Origin of the sequence: Pseudobacillus sp. 179-B 2D1 NHS (assembly GCF_045370945.1) — a bacterium.
Classification (GTDB): Bacteria; Bacillota; Bacilli; order Bacillales; family Domibacillaceae; genus Pseudobacillus.
Genome location: NZ_JBIQDP010000002.1, coordinates 280093 through 296472, shown reverse-complemented (window position 1 = coordinate 296472; position 16380 = coordinate 280093). Strand labels below are relative to the sequence as shown.

Here is a 16380-nt window from a genome sequence, read left to right as displayed (position 1 = left end):
ATTTATTTTACTGGTGTGGAAATTTTTAACCGCACGACCACTTTGCAACTGAAAGGGAGAATGTCTATGGAGCATCTCGGTACTTATGTGATTTATGTAATTATGGCCTTTGTTATTATCGGAGCGATCGCAGCTGTGCGCAACGAAGAAGAAGGAATGGGCAAAGAGTTCATTCAGGGGATTCACACAATTGGACCGATTTTTATTCCGATTGCTGCTACATTAGCATCAATTCCGTACTTATCAAAGTTTATTGAATTTGCTTTTGGTCCACTCTTTTCTGCAATTGGGGCTGATCCAGCTATGGCCGCCACTACCCTTATTTCAAGCGACATGGGGAGCTATCAGCTGGCTGATGTGCTGGCTAGTGATCGTGAAAATTGGATTATTGCCACTGTTAACGGTATTATTATGGGGCCTCATATTATTTTTACTATCCCTGTTGCACTTGCTATGTTGCAAAAGCGCGATCATAAATATTTAGCGCTTGGAATGATGTCCGGCGTTTTGACTGTACCGATTAGCGTTTTTATTACAACGAGCATTTTGGCACTGACAGAAACGAAGATCAGGGACACAATCAGCACGACGGCTGAGCCGACCTATCAATTGTCCATGTCTATTGGGACAATTTTAATTAATCTTATTCCGTTAACGGCGGTTGGAATATTTATTGCTGTCGGTTTGAGAATGTTTCCTAATCTGATGATCAAAGGCTTTATGGCCATTGGGTGGTTTATGAGCACAGCTATGAAACTCGTACTGGCATGTACGATCGTCGAATATTTTACCGGCGTATTTACTGCCATATTTGGCCATTGGGGATTCGATCCAATTATTGCCGATGCAAAAGATCAATTTAGAGGACTGGAAATTGCCGGTTATATCGGTATTATGCTTGCAGGAGCTTTCCCGATGGTTTATGCCATTCAAAAGTATTTGGCAAAGCCGCTGCAATTCTTCGGCAAGCTGCTCGGTTTAAGCAGCATCGGCAGCGCAGGGGTAATTGCAGCCACAGCCAATCCTCTGGCACTTTTTAAAATTATTAAAGACATGCCAGCAAAAGATAAAGTATTAACGATTGCTTATGCCATTTCAGGTGGATGGATGATCGGGGATCAATTGGCATTTCCAGCTAACTTCCAGCCGACAATTATTATCCCAGTAATGCTCGGTAAGTTTCTTGGTGCTGTTTTGGCGATTCTTCTATGCTACTGGATTTCTATCCCGAAAGCATTGGAGATTGAACGGCTGGAGAAGTTAGAGAACAAGACAAAGAAACAACAAAATACAGCAGCTGAAGATCCACTTGAAGCAACTAGCTGATGATTCCATAGAGGTGCAGGATAAAGACTGCATCTCTATTTCTTTGTCTTTATATGTATAAGAAAAACTTTTACAAGGGAACAGTTATAAGGGGATTAAAAACAAGGCTGTCAATGAATTGTTCAATAGAAGCATGAAATATAATAGCCAGGTTGTCATTGAAAGCGCCAGCTGAATATAATAGTGTAAATCATGTTTTCGTTTGTGCTGCTCATCATGTCGCGGGAATTAGACGGGAAAACAAACTCGCGGAAGGCGGGGTATGGGGGCATTAACTTGTATAAAGCAGGAGCTTGGGTAAAAATCAAAAACAGAAATGCCGTTGGATTTGTATTGGAAGCAAGCTACCATGGTGCGATGGTGTTTGTGATCAGAAATGGAAAGCCAGTTGGAGAACACAGATACAGCTATCATCAGTTGACACTGATGAATGACGATTTAACAGCGGATGAACTTCTTGATTTAGCTAGACTAACAGTGGATTTAAATCAGAAAGAATGGTTTATGGAAGTAACAGAACGGATGAAGGAGATATCTGGTGGATAGCGTGGAATCATTTACTATTTTGTTGTGTAAGGAAATAATATTACGAGAGAAAAGGTTCAGCTAATAATGATATGCTGAACCTTTTTTATTATCCACTCTTCATTTTATCTCCTTTTGTAACTGATTTAGTAATTTATACTCATATGCATGTACTTATATAAATTGGTTTTTGATTGGCGCTGTTTTTCTCAACTATCTCACTTGATTAGATTATATAGTGGATGGAACTACCACATTACTTATGAAAAAGACAGAATAGAACAAATAGTTATAATTGCTTAAATTGGTAAAATTATATATGATTGAGAAAAGGGATATGTGACTATTTATCTATATTATCTATACTGGCAAACTCGATGAAAGTCGGGGACGCAAAGCCACAGGTCTAAAACATGGAATGTACCATGATGGCCGGGCTGCCGAACTGTTTTTTTACAAAGAGCTCTTCTGGCCGTCCGCGTAAAGTTATTTTTGGATTTACGTTGACGAAAGGAGCTCTTTTATTTTTGTAAAGACAGAAGGAGGGGGAAGTCTTGGTATCGAAGCTGCTAAAAAATTTAAGTATTGGAAAAAAGTACGGATTGGCTTTAGGAGTGGTTATTCTACTTTTCTGTCTCTCTGCCATAGTTGTTTACGTAAAGCTGGTAGATGTTAAAGAGAATATTGCCGCTCTTGAGCAAAAGGGAGACCGAGCTATCAAAATGACAAAAATGGCTTCTTTATTCAGCGAACAAGACATTCGAATTGCGGATTATATTAATCACCCTGACGAGCGGTTTGTCAAAGGATTTGAGGAAAGGAAACAAGCCTTTACTAAGCTTGAAAAAGAATTAGAGGCAGCAATTAAAACAGAGAAAGAAGAAGAGGTTTTTGCGTGGATTAAAGGAAATAATAAAGAAGTAAGTAAGGTTTTCCATGATAAAGTTATACCTGCTGTCAAAAGTGGAGATGAATTAGAGACATTGCTCGCCAGACAAAGAACACAGGCTTTGAGAAGTGAAACGGTCGAAAAGCTGGCAGAATTGGAAAGCATGATTAATGAACAGCGAAAGTTAGCGTCTAATGAAGCAAAGCATAGTTTGAATGAATCGATTACTGTATTAATTTTCTCCATTATTTTATCTGCAGCCATTGGCTCGGCAGCTGTTTTTATGATCAATCGTCTGGTGAGACATCACTTGAACCGGGTGGTTGAGATGGCCGACAGTATTTCGGAGGGGAATCTACAGATCAAGAAAAGTAATTATGAAGGGGAAGATGAGATTGCCCAGCTCAGCTCGGCTATGAATCAAATGCTCGAGAGCTTACAGGATATAATCCAGAAAATTACCGTTACATCTGAAATAGTAACCAGTCAAAGTGGAGAGCTGACCGAGGCGGCTAGTGAAGTGAAAGCGGGCAGCCAGCAGGCAGCAGCTACTATGCAACAACTTTCGGCGGGAGCCGAATCCCAGGCCCATGAGGTAAATGACCTTTCAGAGGTCATGGCCAGCTATATTGAAAGGGTTCAAGAAGCAAATAGCAGCGGCGAACACATTTATATAGCCTCAAAAGCTGTTTCAGAATTAACTACTGAGGGAAAACGCTTAATGAGTTCCTCTGTCAATCAGATGAGAGAGATTGACAAAATTATGCAGGCTTCTGTTGAAAGAGTAAGAGGACTTGATCGTCAATCACAAGAAATTTCATCATTAGTAGCAGTCATTCAGGCCATTGCTGAACAAACGAATTTATTGGCGTTAAATGCTGCGATTGAAGCAGCAAGGGCAGGTGAACATGGAAAAGGGTTTGCTGTTGTTGCAGCTGAGGTACGCAAATTAGCCGTCCAAGTCTCTCACTCTGTAAAAGACATTACAGCTATTGTTTCAGATGTTCAACAAGAGTCATCTGAGGTTGCTCATTCCTTGGAAGCTGGTTACATAGAAGTTGGGAAGGGGATGGGTCAAATTCAGACAACAGGAGCAATGTTTGAAAAAATTGATGCTTCTATTTCTGAAATGACAGAGAGAGTCCAATTTGTTTCCAAAAATTTGAACCAAATAGTAACGGGCAGTGAACAGATGAACAGATCGATTGAAAATATTGCGTCGGTTTCTGAAGAATCGGCAGCTGGAGTTGAACAAACTTCTGCCTCGATTCAGCAAACGAGCAGCTCAATGGAAGAGATTGCTGAAAATGCCGTAAAGTTGTCAAAACTGGCTGAGGACCTTAATGGCTTAGTGTGTAAATTTACTGTTTAAAAGAATATGCCCTCCTTGAGGAGGGCATAGAGATGATTTAAGCCGATACATTTTGTTTTGCGCGAGCAAATTGCCTTGTAGCAAATAAAACAACAGATGCAAAAAGGAAGGCAGCAAAAAGAAATTCCACTCGGTTCCCCATTTTATAAAATACTGCACCAATCATGGGACCAGCTGCCATGCCGAGGTAGCGAAAAAAATTATATGTCCCAATCGCTGTCGCCCGATTATGGAGAAAAGCGAGGCTTAGTAAGGTGGTTTGAACAGGGAGAGAAAGCCCTAGACAAAGACCGAATAAAGTAATGCTACCAACCAATAGCGGCAGCGAGACGGCAGCTATGATGACAAAGAGGATTGTAGCTGCAACATTTAATGAAGAGCTGAAAATAAGAAACTTTTTTGTATTAAAGTGCTCCTGCAAACGACTGCCTGCAAAGCTGCCGATAACAACACCTAGCGACATAGGAAGAAAAATAAGTCCTTTTTCGCTTGCGGATAATTGATAAAAGTCAGAAAGCAGGTGAGGCATAAACACCAAAAAGTTATAAAATGTAAAGTACTGAACAAACCCTAGAAGAATAACGACAGAACCGATCGGGTGTTTTAAAATAAAATAAAAGTCTCGGGGAGAAATTCTCCCACTTTCTTCTCCCGCTATCTTTGTTTCGGGTAAGAACTTATATGTCAATAGCCACATGATAACTCCAGTAGCAGCAAGTACCCAAAAAACCCCGTGAAATCCAGAGACCTCACCAACAATTCCCCCAATTACTGGGCCTACAACGGGACCAAGAGATACCATCATTTGGAAAGTCCCCATTGATCTTCCCAGTTGTTTCCCGGTAAATAAATCCCCAATTACAGTAGTAGCTACGACAGAGCCGACTGCAATACCGGCTGCCTGAACAGCGCGAAAGAAGATAAGAGATGGAATAGAAGGGGAAAGAGCCGCTCCAATCGATGCAGCTATGTAAATTAAAATTCCCGGCAACATAATCCTTCGTCTCCCCAGCTTGTCTGCAAGAGGCCCATAAACAATTTGCATAAGAGCTAGTACGAGAGTAAAAATAGAAATAGTTAAATTGATTACAAATTCAGAGGTATGAAACTGTTGCTGTACTTCCGGTATGAGTGGTGCATAGATGGTTTGTGTAAAAGGACCGAAAAAAGCAGCAAAAGCTACGACGTATACAATTAATTTTTTATTCAACCCGCATGACACCTTTCTTCAGCAGAAATTATTTCATATGTAAGAACGCTCTCCAGGTACGGAACAGCAGAAATAACTATACATATATGAAAAGCACGAGTATATTGATGATAATTACTTAGGTAATTATATAGTTGCATATTGAAAATGTCTATACGATGATGGAGGCAAAGAATGAGCCTTTCCTTTTCAATAACAGCATCATTATAGAGAATATCCTTTGCGAATAAGGCTGAAACAGATGTAATCCTTTGCTTCCCGGGAAATAAATAATTAAGAAAAAAGCAGAGTCACGATTCGTGACTCTGCTTTTTGAAAGTGATTATGCTAATTAAGACTTTAATGTCAAAATAGTTTCGAGCAGTACATTGACACCTTTTTCACAATCTTCCCACGTAGTTAACTCATCCTCAGAATGACTTTTCCCCTTGATGCTTGGAACGAAAATCATGGCTGAAGGGATATAGCTGGCAATAAATTGCGCATCATGGCCGGCGCCGCTTACCATTCGTTTAAATGGATAGACAAGAGATCTTGCAGATTGTTCGAGCGCATGACAGATACTCTCGTCAAACCAAACGGTATCTCGCCCCCACAATTTTTCAGCTTTAACGGTGCAATCTTGTTCTGAAGGCAACTGGGTTAAATCTCGAATAATGGCTTCCACCTGCTTAATAACGGTGGGATCTTTATGTCTAGCTTCCAAAGAAAAAACAACTTTGTCTGGGATGACTGTGTGTATATTAGGGGTTATATTCATTCTTCCTATGGTGAATACAAGTTCTTTATCAAGAGAGCTAAGTTTTTTGCGAGCGTTCGCTATAAGGTCATTGGCCGTAAAGAGAGCGTCTTTCCGCATGTTCATAGGGGTGGTTCCAGCATGATTAGATTCTCCTGTTACTTCGATTTCATAACATACCATTCCAACCACACACTCAACGACACCGATTGTTAATGATTCTCTTTCAAGAATCGGCCCTTGTTCAATGTGTAATTCCAAAAAAGCCGTGGCTTCTGTTAATCGGTATTTTCTATCGCCTGCATAACCAATAGAATGGAGGGCTTCCTCAAAAGTCATACCCTCTGTGTCTGTCTTTTTCATCATTACAGCTTTTTCAAATTTTCCTGAAAGAACCCCTGAGGACATCATAGAAGGCTCGAAGCGAGCTCCTTCTTCATTGGTAAAGTTTACTATAGTAAGAGGGACTTGTGGCTTTATATTATTCTCTACTAAAGTTCGGGCAACTTCTAAGCCGGCAGCAACCCCGAGAATCCCATCAAAGCGGCCGCCTTTTTTTACGGTATCCATATGTGAACCAACAACGATTGGCGGTTTGTTTTCGATGCCTTCTAAAGTAGCATACATGTTGCCCATATCATCAATCTGGACAGTCATATTTAATTCTTCACAGCAGGAACGAAAATAATCCCTGGCTAAGCGGTCTTCTTCAGATAGAGACAGACGGGTTACTCCATTGTTTTTTGTGCGGCCGAAATCCGCAAAATGTTCAAGTGTTTCTTTTAAGCGTTTTCCATTAACCGCTATCTTTTGTTTATACACATTGCTCACCTCTCTGGTTATATTTGTCTCGAAAATGATATCAGTAAATAAATGATTCTAATATTGATTTAATTATTCTATTAAATACTAAATATTCCTTCTTTTTAGACAATTTAACGAAATCTTCGTTAAAGGGCCATGTTGATTGTTATAGAGTTAACTGGGATTAAAAGCCGCGCAGAATCCCGTAGACGCTTAAGGAACGAACAGCAACGTTTTTAGCTAACAAGGTCTAAGTAAAAGAAAAACAAGCATAACATTTACAATTGCTGCACTTAATTTAGAAAAAAGAGAGGTGAGAGATGTAGCCGTTTTTTTAGGAGAAAAAGAATATTTATCTTTTTTACCAGTGAGGAGAGGGCTGCTGACAGTAGACTTCATGCGATAGTTCTTCTGGACAAAAGCAGCCCATAAGGCAGAGTGGTGAAAATAAGTTAAGGGAGAGAAGGTACACGGCTGTTTTTTCTTATGAATTCTCTTTATTGTACTGATCCAATCCTTTTTTGAACAAATCAAGGATAATATCATGCTGGGTTTTACTCATTACGTGGTTTTTAATTTCGTTTAACTCAGCCACTAACTCTGCATCCAAGTGAAGGTTAATCGTTTTTCCTTTATCTTTCGGTCTGACTTCGTAGCCCTTTTCCGTTTCTTTTGTCTGACCTTCTATAACCATGTCATCAGAAAGCCAAGACTTGTCAGGAATAAATATGAAATCTCCTTCAAAAAAAATTTTGGATAAGTCCTTTTCAAAGGAAATATCGAGCGTATTGTTGGCTGCCTGGTTAGCTTGTTTAATCTTACGGGCGATCTCCTGATTTTGCACGGTGTTTAGCAGGCTGATTTTCGCTTTCATTCGCTAATCAACTCCTCCGATACTTCTGTCAAATGACTCTCTTTTACATCTTTCATGAGTTCAAAAGATCCTTCAATTTGAATAGTATAAAGAAACTGTCCCTTGCTTAGCTGAGAATCAATAATAATTCCAATAATTGGATCATTAGAATGCTTTTTTACAAGAACACGGTCAAGCACTTCAAATTCAGGAAGCAGATAACCTTTTTCATATAAAAAGTGATACGTATTGACTTTAGGGTAAAGAAATCTTTTCTTTCCTTGCTTAGAGTGCAACGCCCAAAATTTCTCTTTTTCGTCGATGACTTCTCCCAAGTACCCTTCATCTGCCCATCTTTTGATGGTGGACATGTTAATTGTTTTGCCAATTTTCTTGAAAATTAGGTCAATAATTTCCTTGGAAGAAATATAATTTTCTCGTTCCTTCTCTTGCTTATCCAACGCTTCTAAGCGTTTAGACAAGTCTTTAAGAAGCAGTTGCTGTTCTTGTATTTTTTCCTCTGTTCTCTTTAGCAGTGCTTCTAACTCTGTTCTTTTCAAAAACTTTCCCGCCTTCCTTTCTCATGATGCTAGACAATTCAAATATATTTTTATTTTACACTATTTTCATGTAGTAAATGAATTAGATTGAGTGAAAAAGAAGAGGATTTTATTGAATTAAAATGTCATACATTCTATTTTGCTTGCATTATATTAAGAGTAAAAAATGCAATCAATATATTGACATGAACTTTTTAATATCATACCATTGTTTTAGGAATATTTAGAATATTGATATTTTTGATCATCTTGCTAAATCTTCAATCTAAGATTGAGGGGGACCGAAGAAAATAAGGGATTTTTATCATCTTATTTTTGGTTAAGGAAGTGGATGCCGCATAAAACGGTATAAGTGAAGACGTGTGGAAATAAGTGAGGGGGTAATAGGCATGCATTTGAACAGGGTAAAGAACAAAAAAATTTCGTTGGACAACTTACGATTGAACTTTCAGGAAATTGAACCGGATTTAACTGCAAAGGAAGCTGTCGAGGAATCCAATCGCTGCCTTTACTGCTACGACGCACCTTGCATTAAAGCCTGCCCAACAGGCATTAATATACCATCATTTATAAAAAAGATTGCCTCTGGAAATTTGAAAGGATCAGCCCGTGTCATCATGGAGGCAAACCCAGTAGGGGCCAGCTGTGCCCGTGTTTGTCCGACGGAAGAATTATGTGAAGGGGCCTGTGTGCTAAATGATGCTTCTTTGCCGATTATGATTGGTAACTTGCAGCGCCACGCGACAAATTGGGCTATCCGCAATAATGAGCAACTGTTCCAGGCCGGTGAAAAAAATGGGAAAAGGGTAGCGATTATCGGAGGAGGACCAGCAGGATTATCCGCAGCCCGCGAGCTGGCTCGACTCGGATATGAAGTAACCCTTTTTGAAGCGAAGGAAAAAGCGGGGGGATTAGATACTTATGGGATTGTCTCGTTCCGTCTTCCTCAAGAGGTCTCTTTATGGGAAGTTGAGCAAGTGGAGAAGCTAGGGGTGAAAATTGAAACAAATACAAAGATAGGGAAGGACATTCAGGCAAAAGAAATCATTGATCGCTTTGACGCTGTTGTCTTAGCTATAGGCATGTCAAAAGTGCCAATGCTAGGCATTGAAGGAGAGGAGGCAGAGGGTGTATTTGATGCGATTGATTTCGTGGAAGGCACAAAAACTCCGCCTCTTGACCAGCGATTTATCGGAAAGAAAGTAATCGTTATTGGAGCGGGTAATACAGCGATTGATGCGGCTACGTGCTCGGTTCGTTTAGGAGCGGCTGATGTGAAGATGGTCTATCGCCGAACGGAAAAGGAAATGACGGCCTATGAGTTTGAATATGAGTTTGCCAAGCAAGACGGGGTGGAGTTCAGGTGGCTGACACAGCCGAAAAGAATTATTAAAGATGAAGCCGGAAAAGTAACAGCTTTAGAATGTGTCCGTATGGAGCTTGGGGAACCGGATGCTTCCGGACGTCGCCGCCCGACCCCTGTTCCTGGCTCAGAATTTACTATGGAAGCGGATGCTGTTGTGAAAGCGATCGGTCAAACACGTTATGTTCCTTTAATTGAAGAATTGGGGGTGGACCATCGTAACGGAGTTGTCAAAATTAATATGAATACACATCAAACCTCGAACCCGAAAGTATATGCTGCCGGTGATGTGATTTTTGGAGACGGCCAAGGAGAGGCGATGGTTGTAACGGCTGCCCAGCAAGGGAAATTGACCGCTCATGCCATTCATAAACAATTCATTGCTGATAAAGTTACGCTGGAACGCGTATAAATAAATCCATAATTGGGACAGGAGGAATTTAAATGGCAGACTTGCGTGTGAACTTTGCAGGGATTCAATCACCTAATCCTTTTTGGCTGGCTTCTGCCCCGCCAACAAACTCAGGATATCAAGTACAGAGAGCATTTGAAGCTGGATGGGGCGGAGCGGTGTGGAAAACTTTGGGAGAACCGATTTTAAATGTATCCTCCCGTTTTGCAGGGACTCATTTCAACGGCCAGCGGGTGATGGGATTCAATAACATTGAATTAATCACTGACAGGCCGCTTGAAGAGAATCTAAAGGAAATCTATGAAACGAAAAAGAAGTTTCCGAATCATGCGGTAATTGCTTCCTTGATGGTGGAGCCTAAACAGGAAAAGTGGCATGAAATTGTAAAGAGGGTGCAAGCTGTTGGCGTGGATGGCTTTGAATTAAACTTTGGCTGTCCGCATGGCATGGCAGAGCGCGGCATGGGCTCTGCATCAGGGCAAGTGCCGGAGCTAGTTGAAAAACAGACATATTGGGCAAAAGAAGCGGCAGAAGTGCCTGTTATTGTAAAGCTGACCCCCAATATTACGGATATTACTGCGACTGCCTATGCAGCTGTGCAAGGAGGAGCAGACGCTATCAGTATGATTAACACGATCAACAGCTTAGCTGGTGTTGACATCGATTCATGGCTGACGATCCCGCATGTTGCCGGAAAGGGAGCACATGGAGGTTATTGTGGTCCGGCCGTTAAACCGATTGCTTTGAACATGGTTGCTGAGTGTGCACGGCATCCTGAAATTAATGTTCCAATTTCAGGAATCGGAGGCATATCAACATGGAGAGATACAGTGGAATTCATGCTGATGGGAGCAGGAAGTGTTCAAGTATGCACGGCTGCTATGCACCATGGTTTCAGTATTGTTGAAGACATGATTGATGGTTTGAATAATTATCTGGATAGCAAGGGGATTGCTTCTCTTGATGGTCTTATTGGCCAGTCCGTTCAAAAATATTCCGATTGGGGAAATCTAGATCTCAATTATAAGATTGTAGCTCGTATTAACAACGATGTTTGCATTAATTGCAATAAATGCCATATTGCTTGTGAGGATACGTCCCATCAGTGCATCGACATGCTGACAGCAGAAAATGGAAATGCTTATCTTGAAGTTCGTGAAGAAGATTGCGTAGGCTGTAATTTATGCTCTATTGTCTGCCCGGTTGACGGAGCGATTGACATGGTCGAAATACCGAACGGAGAGCCAATGACATGGAACGAGCGTCAAGCAGCTATTAAACTGCCGATCTGCCATTCATAGATAAAGAGGAGGAAACAATGAATGAAGAAATTAATAAAAAATGGAACAATTGTGACCGCAACAGATCTTTATGAAGCAGATATTTTAATTGAAAATGGGAAAGTAGCTGCCATTGGCAGGAATTTAAGTGAGGGCGCAGCTGAAATCATTGATGCCCAGGGAGCTTACGTATTTCCTGGAGGAATTGATCCCCATACACACTTAGATATGCCATTCGGTGGGACAGTTACAAGCGATGATTTTGAGACAGGGACCATCGCAGCAGCTTATGGAGGTACCACAACGGTTATTGATTTTTGCTTAACGAACAAAGGGGAACCGCTAAAAAATGCTATTCAAACATGGCATAAGAAATCGCGGGACCGAGCGGTTATTGACTATGGGTTCCATCTTATGATCAGTGAAGTCAATGATCATGTGCTCGAAGAAATTCCACGTGTCATTGAGGAGGAAGGGATTACATCATTTAAAGTATTTATGGCTTACAAAAATGTATTCCAGGCCGATGATGAAACTTTATTCCGCACACTCCTGACTGCCAAAGAGCATGGCGCACTTGTTATGGTGCATGCAGAGAATGGGGACGTCATTGACTTTTTAGTAAATAAGGCGTTAAAAGAAGGAAATACCGATCCGATTTACCATGCGTTAACCAGGCCGCCGGAGGTAGAAGGAGAAGCTACAGGAAGAGCGGCACAGCTGACAGGACTGGCTGATTCTCAGCTGTATGTTGTTCACGTGTCCTGTGCTGAAGCGGTGGAAAGAATTGAAGAAGCCAGAAAGAAAGGCTACCAGGTCTGGGGAGAGACGTGCCCGCAATACCTGGTGCTTGACCAGTCGTATTTAGAAAAACCAAATTTTGAGGGAGCAAAATACGTCTGGTCCCCGCCTCTTCGTGAAAAATGGAATCAAGAAGTGCTGTGGAACGCTCTGAAGAATGGACAGCTGCAGACCCTCGGTTCCGATCAATGCTCCTTTAACTTTAAAGGGCAAAAGGAGCTGGGACTGGGAGACTTCACTAAGATTCCGAATGGAGGCCCAATCATTGAGGATCGGTTCAGTCTTCTTTTCTCGGAAGGTGTCAAAAAAGGACGGATCTCAATTAATCAATTTGTTGATATTGTATCAACAAGAATCGCCAAGCTGTTCGGTCTTTTTCCAAGAAAAGGAACGATTGCTGTGGGAAGCGATGCTGATATTGTCATTTTCGATCCGAACAAGGAAAGAGTAATATCAGCTGAAACTCATCATATGAATGTAGATTACAGCGCGTTCGAAGGAATGAAGGTAACAGGAGAACCTATTTCTGTTTTATCGCGAGGCGAATTTGTCATTCGTGAAAAGGAGTTTGTTGGGAAGCCGGGGGCAGGCCAGTACTTAAAGAGAGATCGTTTTGGAAGTAAGAAGAAGAAAGCAGAGCAAGTACTTTAACTACAGATAAATCTCTCGCTCCCTCATTTAAAAGCTAATTGACAATTAAGGAAGGGAGGCGTTCTCTCTCTTCCTTTGCCATCACTGCTATTCCTGAAACTCAGATAATGAATCGAGGAGATATGTGATGAAAAGAAATAGTGAGTATTTAAAGTCTCCGGATCTTCTTCCTATTGCTCATTGTGATAGAAAAATCGGTACGCTTGGATTTTCAGTAATGTGGGTAGGTATGGCAGTTGTACTGGCAGCCTTTGCGATTGGTGGAGCGGGAGTACAATCTATGCCGCTGACATGGGTTTTGCTAGCATCTTTTGTCGGATGTCTCATAATTGGTTTTCTCATTACTCTTATAGCAGACATAGGCATCGAGCATGGAATTTCCTTTCCTATTTATTTAAGAGCGCCTTTTGGCACATTAGGAACCCATTTTCCTTCTCTTCTTCGTGGAATAGCCGCTTCTATTTGGTTTGGCATTAACTCCTATTTTGGCGCCGCGGCCATTAATGGCATTTTAAACATTCTGATGGGGTTCGACAATTGGTTTATTTGCTTGCTTTTATTTGTAGCAGCTCAGGTCATTAACACATCTATTGGAATTAAAGCGATAGAAAAATTTGCGAATTTGGCAGCCCCGACTATTATTTTGATTTCCATTTGGATGTATTATACTTTAGCTGATCGAGCGAGCGCTGCAGATAAGAACGTATGGACATGGATTGAAAATCCTGTATCAGGAACTGCACTATTCGCTGCTTTCTTGACGGTAGTATTGGGAAATATGGGATACTGGTCTACACTGTGTGCAGACATCTCTTCGATTTCCAGGTTTATTAAAGCTCCGAAATATGAAAAAAACTGGTTTAAGAGAAATAAAGGGGCTTTAGTTGGGAGTATGATCGCCTTGCCACTGACACAAACATTTGTTGTTGCGATCGGGGGAGTGGCCTACATTGCTGTAGGTAATTATGATCCAATTGTGGCGTTGCAGGAAGCTGCCGGCGGGCTCATATTGGGAGTTTTGTTGTTGATGATTATTTTCGCCCAATGGTCGACTAATACGGCAGCTAACTTAGTACCGGCAGCTACTGTTTTCTCTAATATTGGCGGGCCGAAAGTGCCTTTTTATGTGGGGGTTATTGCAGCAGGGATTATCGGAATGGTCACGCAGCCATGGAATCTTTTTGATGCATTAATGCCTTTTCTGCTGATTAGCGGTGGGCTGCTGTCCGCCATCGTTGGTATTTTGTTTGCGGATTATTATGTTATCCGCAAGCGCAGAGTAAATGTGCCCGATTTGTATGAGCAAGCAGGTCAGTATAGTTATCATATGGGGATAAATTGGGCAGGAGTTATTGCTTGGGCAGTAGGAGGAGGAGCTTCGGTTATATTTTCGGAGTATTCCTTTATCGTCGGTTTTTTGCTTTCGGCTGCTAGTTACTATGTATTGTCAAAATATTGGTGGTTCCAAAAATACAAACAGGCTGAACTGGAGGATCCAAGCGATGAGAAATATTTAGGCATTACTGCAGGACGCGATTGGGTCATTGCGAACGGAGAGGATGACCGGACAGATGAGGAGCAAGCCACTATCTAAAGGACATTAGCGAGTTGGGAGGAGAACCAATGTCATCTTATAAAGAGTTTGTAAAGGAAAAAGAGAAGATTGATGAACTTTATAAAAATGGATACACAATCACCGGTGTAGAGGAAAACTTAAGCGGGGCTTTTTTGACATTTGAACGGTCATCTCTAGATTTAAAGAATACAGAGAAAAAGGTAAAGCTGCAAATTTTGACAGCGGACGCTCGAAAGTATTTTTCCAATTTGATTATGGCCAATCAGAAAGGTTAGTGTAATTGATCAATTAGGATGTAACGATCAATCAATATTTCCCCGCCGGATTAGATATAGATTTGTTGTTTCGGCGGGGAAATACTTAACAGCAGATTAATATCTAAAGAGGAAGTTTATTTCCCCGTTCTACTTCGTGGGGTCTTTGAATATTGAAGATTACCTCTACGTCTATGTCTTTGATCTGTCTTTCTTGATTGTATAAAACATAATAAATAATTTCATCATCAATGTGATAAATAATGCCATCGTTGGAGCGGGATAAAAGATAGTCCTTTACGCTGTTTCCGATTTGTCTAGAGAGCTCTAATGAACTGCGGAATTCTTGATGATCCGGAAAATGTTTCCCTGCATATTTCCAGCGGAGAGCTTCCTTTCTTAAGCGGGCTTCGCTGAATTGGTAGTTTAAAATGAAGGGGTTTTGGAAAAAAATCTTTTGGTTTAATACGACAGCTGTTTCATCGCCTTCCACTTCTGCATGACAAAAGGCATACTGTGCCGCCAGGCCGAGATCGTTAATCAGATAAATACCTTGTCCGAATAATGAACGAGCAGCTACTCCATTATTAAAAGCCCGCCACTCCCCACGCTCATATTTTTGATTGAGTATGACTCTTTTCGCTTCTCCATAACTGACTCCTCGGTAAGCTTTTCTTTCCAATTAAAACCCTCCCTCTATAAGTGTTCATTTACACAAAAAAATTAACAGTTGATTATGGTTTGGGATTTTTAGTTAAGGTAAAAAGAAGGAAATTAAGTGCTTACATTCATGGTGGACGTCTATGGATACTTCCAGTGGAAGATCCATAGAAAAAGAAGTTGATTGATTGCAATCTGCTAATCAATTCATATTTTGTTCGTTGACTTAATATGAATCCAGGGACGTTCATCCTCCCAGTCCAATGAGATTGGGAGACGGAAAGTTTTGCTGAGCAGCTCTTCGGTTAAAACTGTTCTTTTAGGGCCGGCGGCAACAATATTTCCCTGATTAATTAAGAGGGCATGTGTAAAAGACGGCATAAGCTCTTCAATGTGATGAGTCACATACAAAAGAGTTGGGCCTTCAGATGATTGGCTCATATGTTCAATCGCAGAAAGCAGTTCTTCTTTTGAATATAAGTCCAATCCATTGCAGGGCTCGTCTAGGATAAGCAATTTTGGAGACGGCATTAGTGCCCGGGCAATCATCGTCCTCTTTTTTTCTCCTTGTGATAGGGAATAGAAAGCTCGGTCAGCCAAGCTCTCGATTCTGAATTGTTGAAGAAGGTTGTTGGCTTTTTTAATATCTTCTTCGTTTATCTCCTCATACAGGCCGACAGAGGCATTTTTCCCGCTTAAGACGACTTCAAGGACAGAGTCATTTGGTCGGGAATGAAATTTTTCTTCCAGTGAGGAGCTCACCCAGCCAATGCTTTTGCGAAGCTCAGGAATATTCGTTTTGCCAAATAAGTGTCCTAAAACAGAAATTTTTCCTTTCGTTGGCCATTGATAACCAGTGATGATTTTCAGAAGGGATGTTTTTCCTGAGCCATTTAATCCAAGGATGGCCCAGTGTTCTCCTTTTTTAACACTCCATGAAATGCGGCTGAGTATATTGTTCTGTTCTCTTTTCCAGGTGACTTCTTCCAGTTCAATTACTTTATTCTCTTCCATCATTTATAAATCCTCCTGCAAATAACTTGCTGCTTTTAAACATATAATCTATATATTTATAGTTTATATGAAAAATTCCTCTTTTTATTAT

At 40.9% G+C, this 16380-nt stretch carries 14 protein-coding genes and 1 riboswitch; of the genes, 8 read left to right on the top strand and 6 right to left on the bottom strand.

All coding sequences use genetic code 11. From position 1 onward, the window contains the following. Nucleotides 1-66: 66 nt before the first annotated feature. The 3 genes from eutH to ACH0BF_RS03735 all read left to right on the top strand — a co-directional run bounded on the left by eutH (nt 67) and on the right by ACH0BF_RS03735 (nt 4112). Nucleotides 67-1326 carry an ethanolamine utilization protein EutH gene (gene eutH, locus ACH0BF_RS03745; RefSeq protein ID WP_120036587.1) on the top strand — a complete coding sequence of 420 codons (1260 nt, stop codon included), beginning with the start codon at nt 67-69 and terminating at the stop codon, nt 1324-1326. Nucleotides 1327-1602: 276 nt separating this feature from the next. After that, nucleotides 1603-1872, top strand: coding sequence for a hypothetical protein (locus tag ACH0BF_RS03740; RefSeq protein ID WP_120036588.1), 270 nt, complete (start codon nt 1603-1605; stop codon nt 1870-1872). 336 nt (nt 1873-2208) lie between these two features. Further along, a riboswitch (cyclic di-GMP riboswitch) is annotated at nt 2209-2296 on the top strand. A gap of 109 nt (nt 2297-2405) precedes the next feature. Further along, nucleotides 2406-4112, top strand: a complete 1707-nt coding sequence (locus tag ACH0BF_RS03735) for a HAMP domain-containing methyl-accepting chemotaxis protein (protein WP_340855340.1) — start codon at nt 2406-2408, stop codon at nt 4110-4112. Between the two features lie 37 nt (nt 4113-4149). Here ACH0BF_RS03735 and ACH0BF_RS03730 read toward each other — a convergent pair whose 3' ends face one another. The 4 genes from ACH0BF_RS03730 to ACH0BF_RS03715 all read right to left on the bottom strand — a co-directional run bounded on the left by ACH0BF_RS03730 (nt 4150) and on the right by ACH0BF_RS03715 (nt 8278). Next, nucleotides 4150-5322, bottom strand: coding sequence for an MFS transporter (locus ACH0BF_RS03730; protein WP_340855337.1), 1173 nt, complete (start codon nt 5320-5322; stop codon nt 4150-4152). 331 nt (nt 5323-5653) lie between these two features. After that, nucleotides 5654-6883, bottom strand: a complete 1230-nt coding sequence (locus tag ACH0BF_RS03725) for a Zn-dependent hydrolase (RefSeq protein ID WP_406908859.1) — start codon at nt 6881-6883, stop codon at nt 5654-5656. Nucleotides 6884-7349: 466 nt separating this feature from the next. After that, nucleotides 7350-7739: a hypothetical protein gene (locus ACH0BF_RS03720; protein WP_340855333.1), complete on the bottom strand. Its 390-nt coding sequence runs from the start codon at nt 7737-7739 to the stop codon at nt 7350-7352. After that, nucleotides 7736-8278, bottom strand: a complete 543-nt coding sequence (locus tag ACH0BF_RS03715) for a hypothetical protein (RefSeq protein ID WP_406908858.1) — start codon at nt 8276-8278, stop codon at nt 7736-7738. Before ACH0BF_RS03715 ends, ACH0BF_RS03720 begins: the two co-directional genes overlap by 4 nt. A 389-nt stretch (nt 8279-8667) precedes the next feature. Between ACH0BF_RS03715 and ACH0BF_RS03710 the strand changes: the two genes are divergently transcribed. The 5 genes from ACH0BF_RS03710 (at nt 8668) to ACH0BF_RS03690 (ending at nt 14636) form a co-directional block, all read left to right on the top strand. After that, nucleotides 8668-10053 carry an NAD(P)-dependent oxidoreductase gene (locus ACH0BF_RS03710; RefSeq protein WP_406908857.1) on the top strand — a complete coding sequence of 462 codons (1386 nt, stop codon included), beginning with the start codon at nt 8668-8670 and terminating at the stop codon, nt 10051-10053. 32 nt (nt 10054-10085) lie between these two features. Then, nucleotides 10086-11354 (top strand): NAD-dependent dihydropyrimidine dehydrogenase subunit PreA, encoded by a 1269-nt coding sequence (gene preA / locus ACH0BF_RS03705; protein WP_120036595.1) that lies wholly within the window; start codon nt 10086-10088, stop codon nt 11352-11354. A 21-nt stretch (nt 11355-11375) separates the two neighbouring features. Next, nucleotides 11376-12785 carry a dihydropyrimidinase gene (gene hydA / locus ACH0BF_RS03700; protein WP_120036596.1) on the top strand — a complete coding sequence of 470 codons (1410 nt, stop codon included), beginning with the start codon at nt 11376-11378 and terminating at the stop codon, nt 12783-12785. A gap of 127 nt (nt 12786-12912) precedes the next feature. Continuing rightward, nucleotides 12913-14379, top strand: coding sequence for an NCS1 family transporter (locus tag ACH0BF_RS03695; protein WP_120036597.1), 1467 nt, complete (start codon nt 12913-12915; stop codon nt 14377-14379). 29 nt (nt 14380-14408) lie between these two features. Continuing rightward, nucleotides 14409-14636 carry a hypothetical protein gene (locus ACH0BF_RS03690; protein ID WP_120036598.1) on the top strand — a complete coding sequence of 76 codons (228 nt, stop codon included), beginning with the start codon at nt 14409-14411 and terminating at the stop codon, nt 14634-14636. A 103-nt stretch (nt 14637-14739) separates the two neighbouring features. Here ACH0BF_RS03690 and ACH0BF_RS03685 read toward each other — a convergent pair whose 3' ends face one another. After that, entirely contained in the window at nt 14740-15297 is a 558-nt protein-coding gene (locus ACH0BF_RS03685) for a hypothetical protein (protein ID WP_120036599.1), read from the bottom strand. A gap of 185 nt (nt 15298-15482) precedes the next feature. Further along, nucleotides 15483-16292 carry an ABC transporter ATP-binding protein gene (locus ACH0BF_RS03680; RefSeq protein WP_120036600.1) on the bottom strand — a complete coding sequence of 270 codons (810 nt, stop codon included), beginning with the start codon at nt 16290-16292 and terminating at the stop codon, nt 15483-15485. Nucleotides 16293-16380 lie beyond the last annotated feature (88 nt).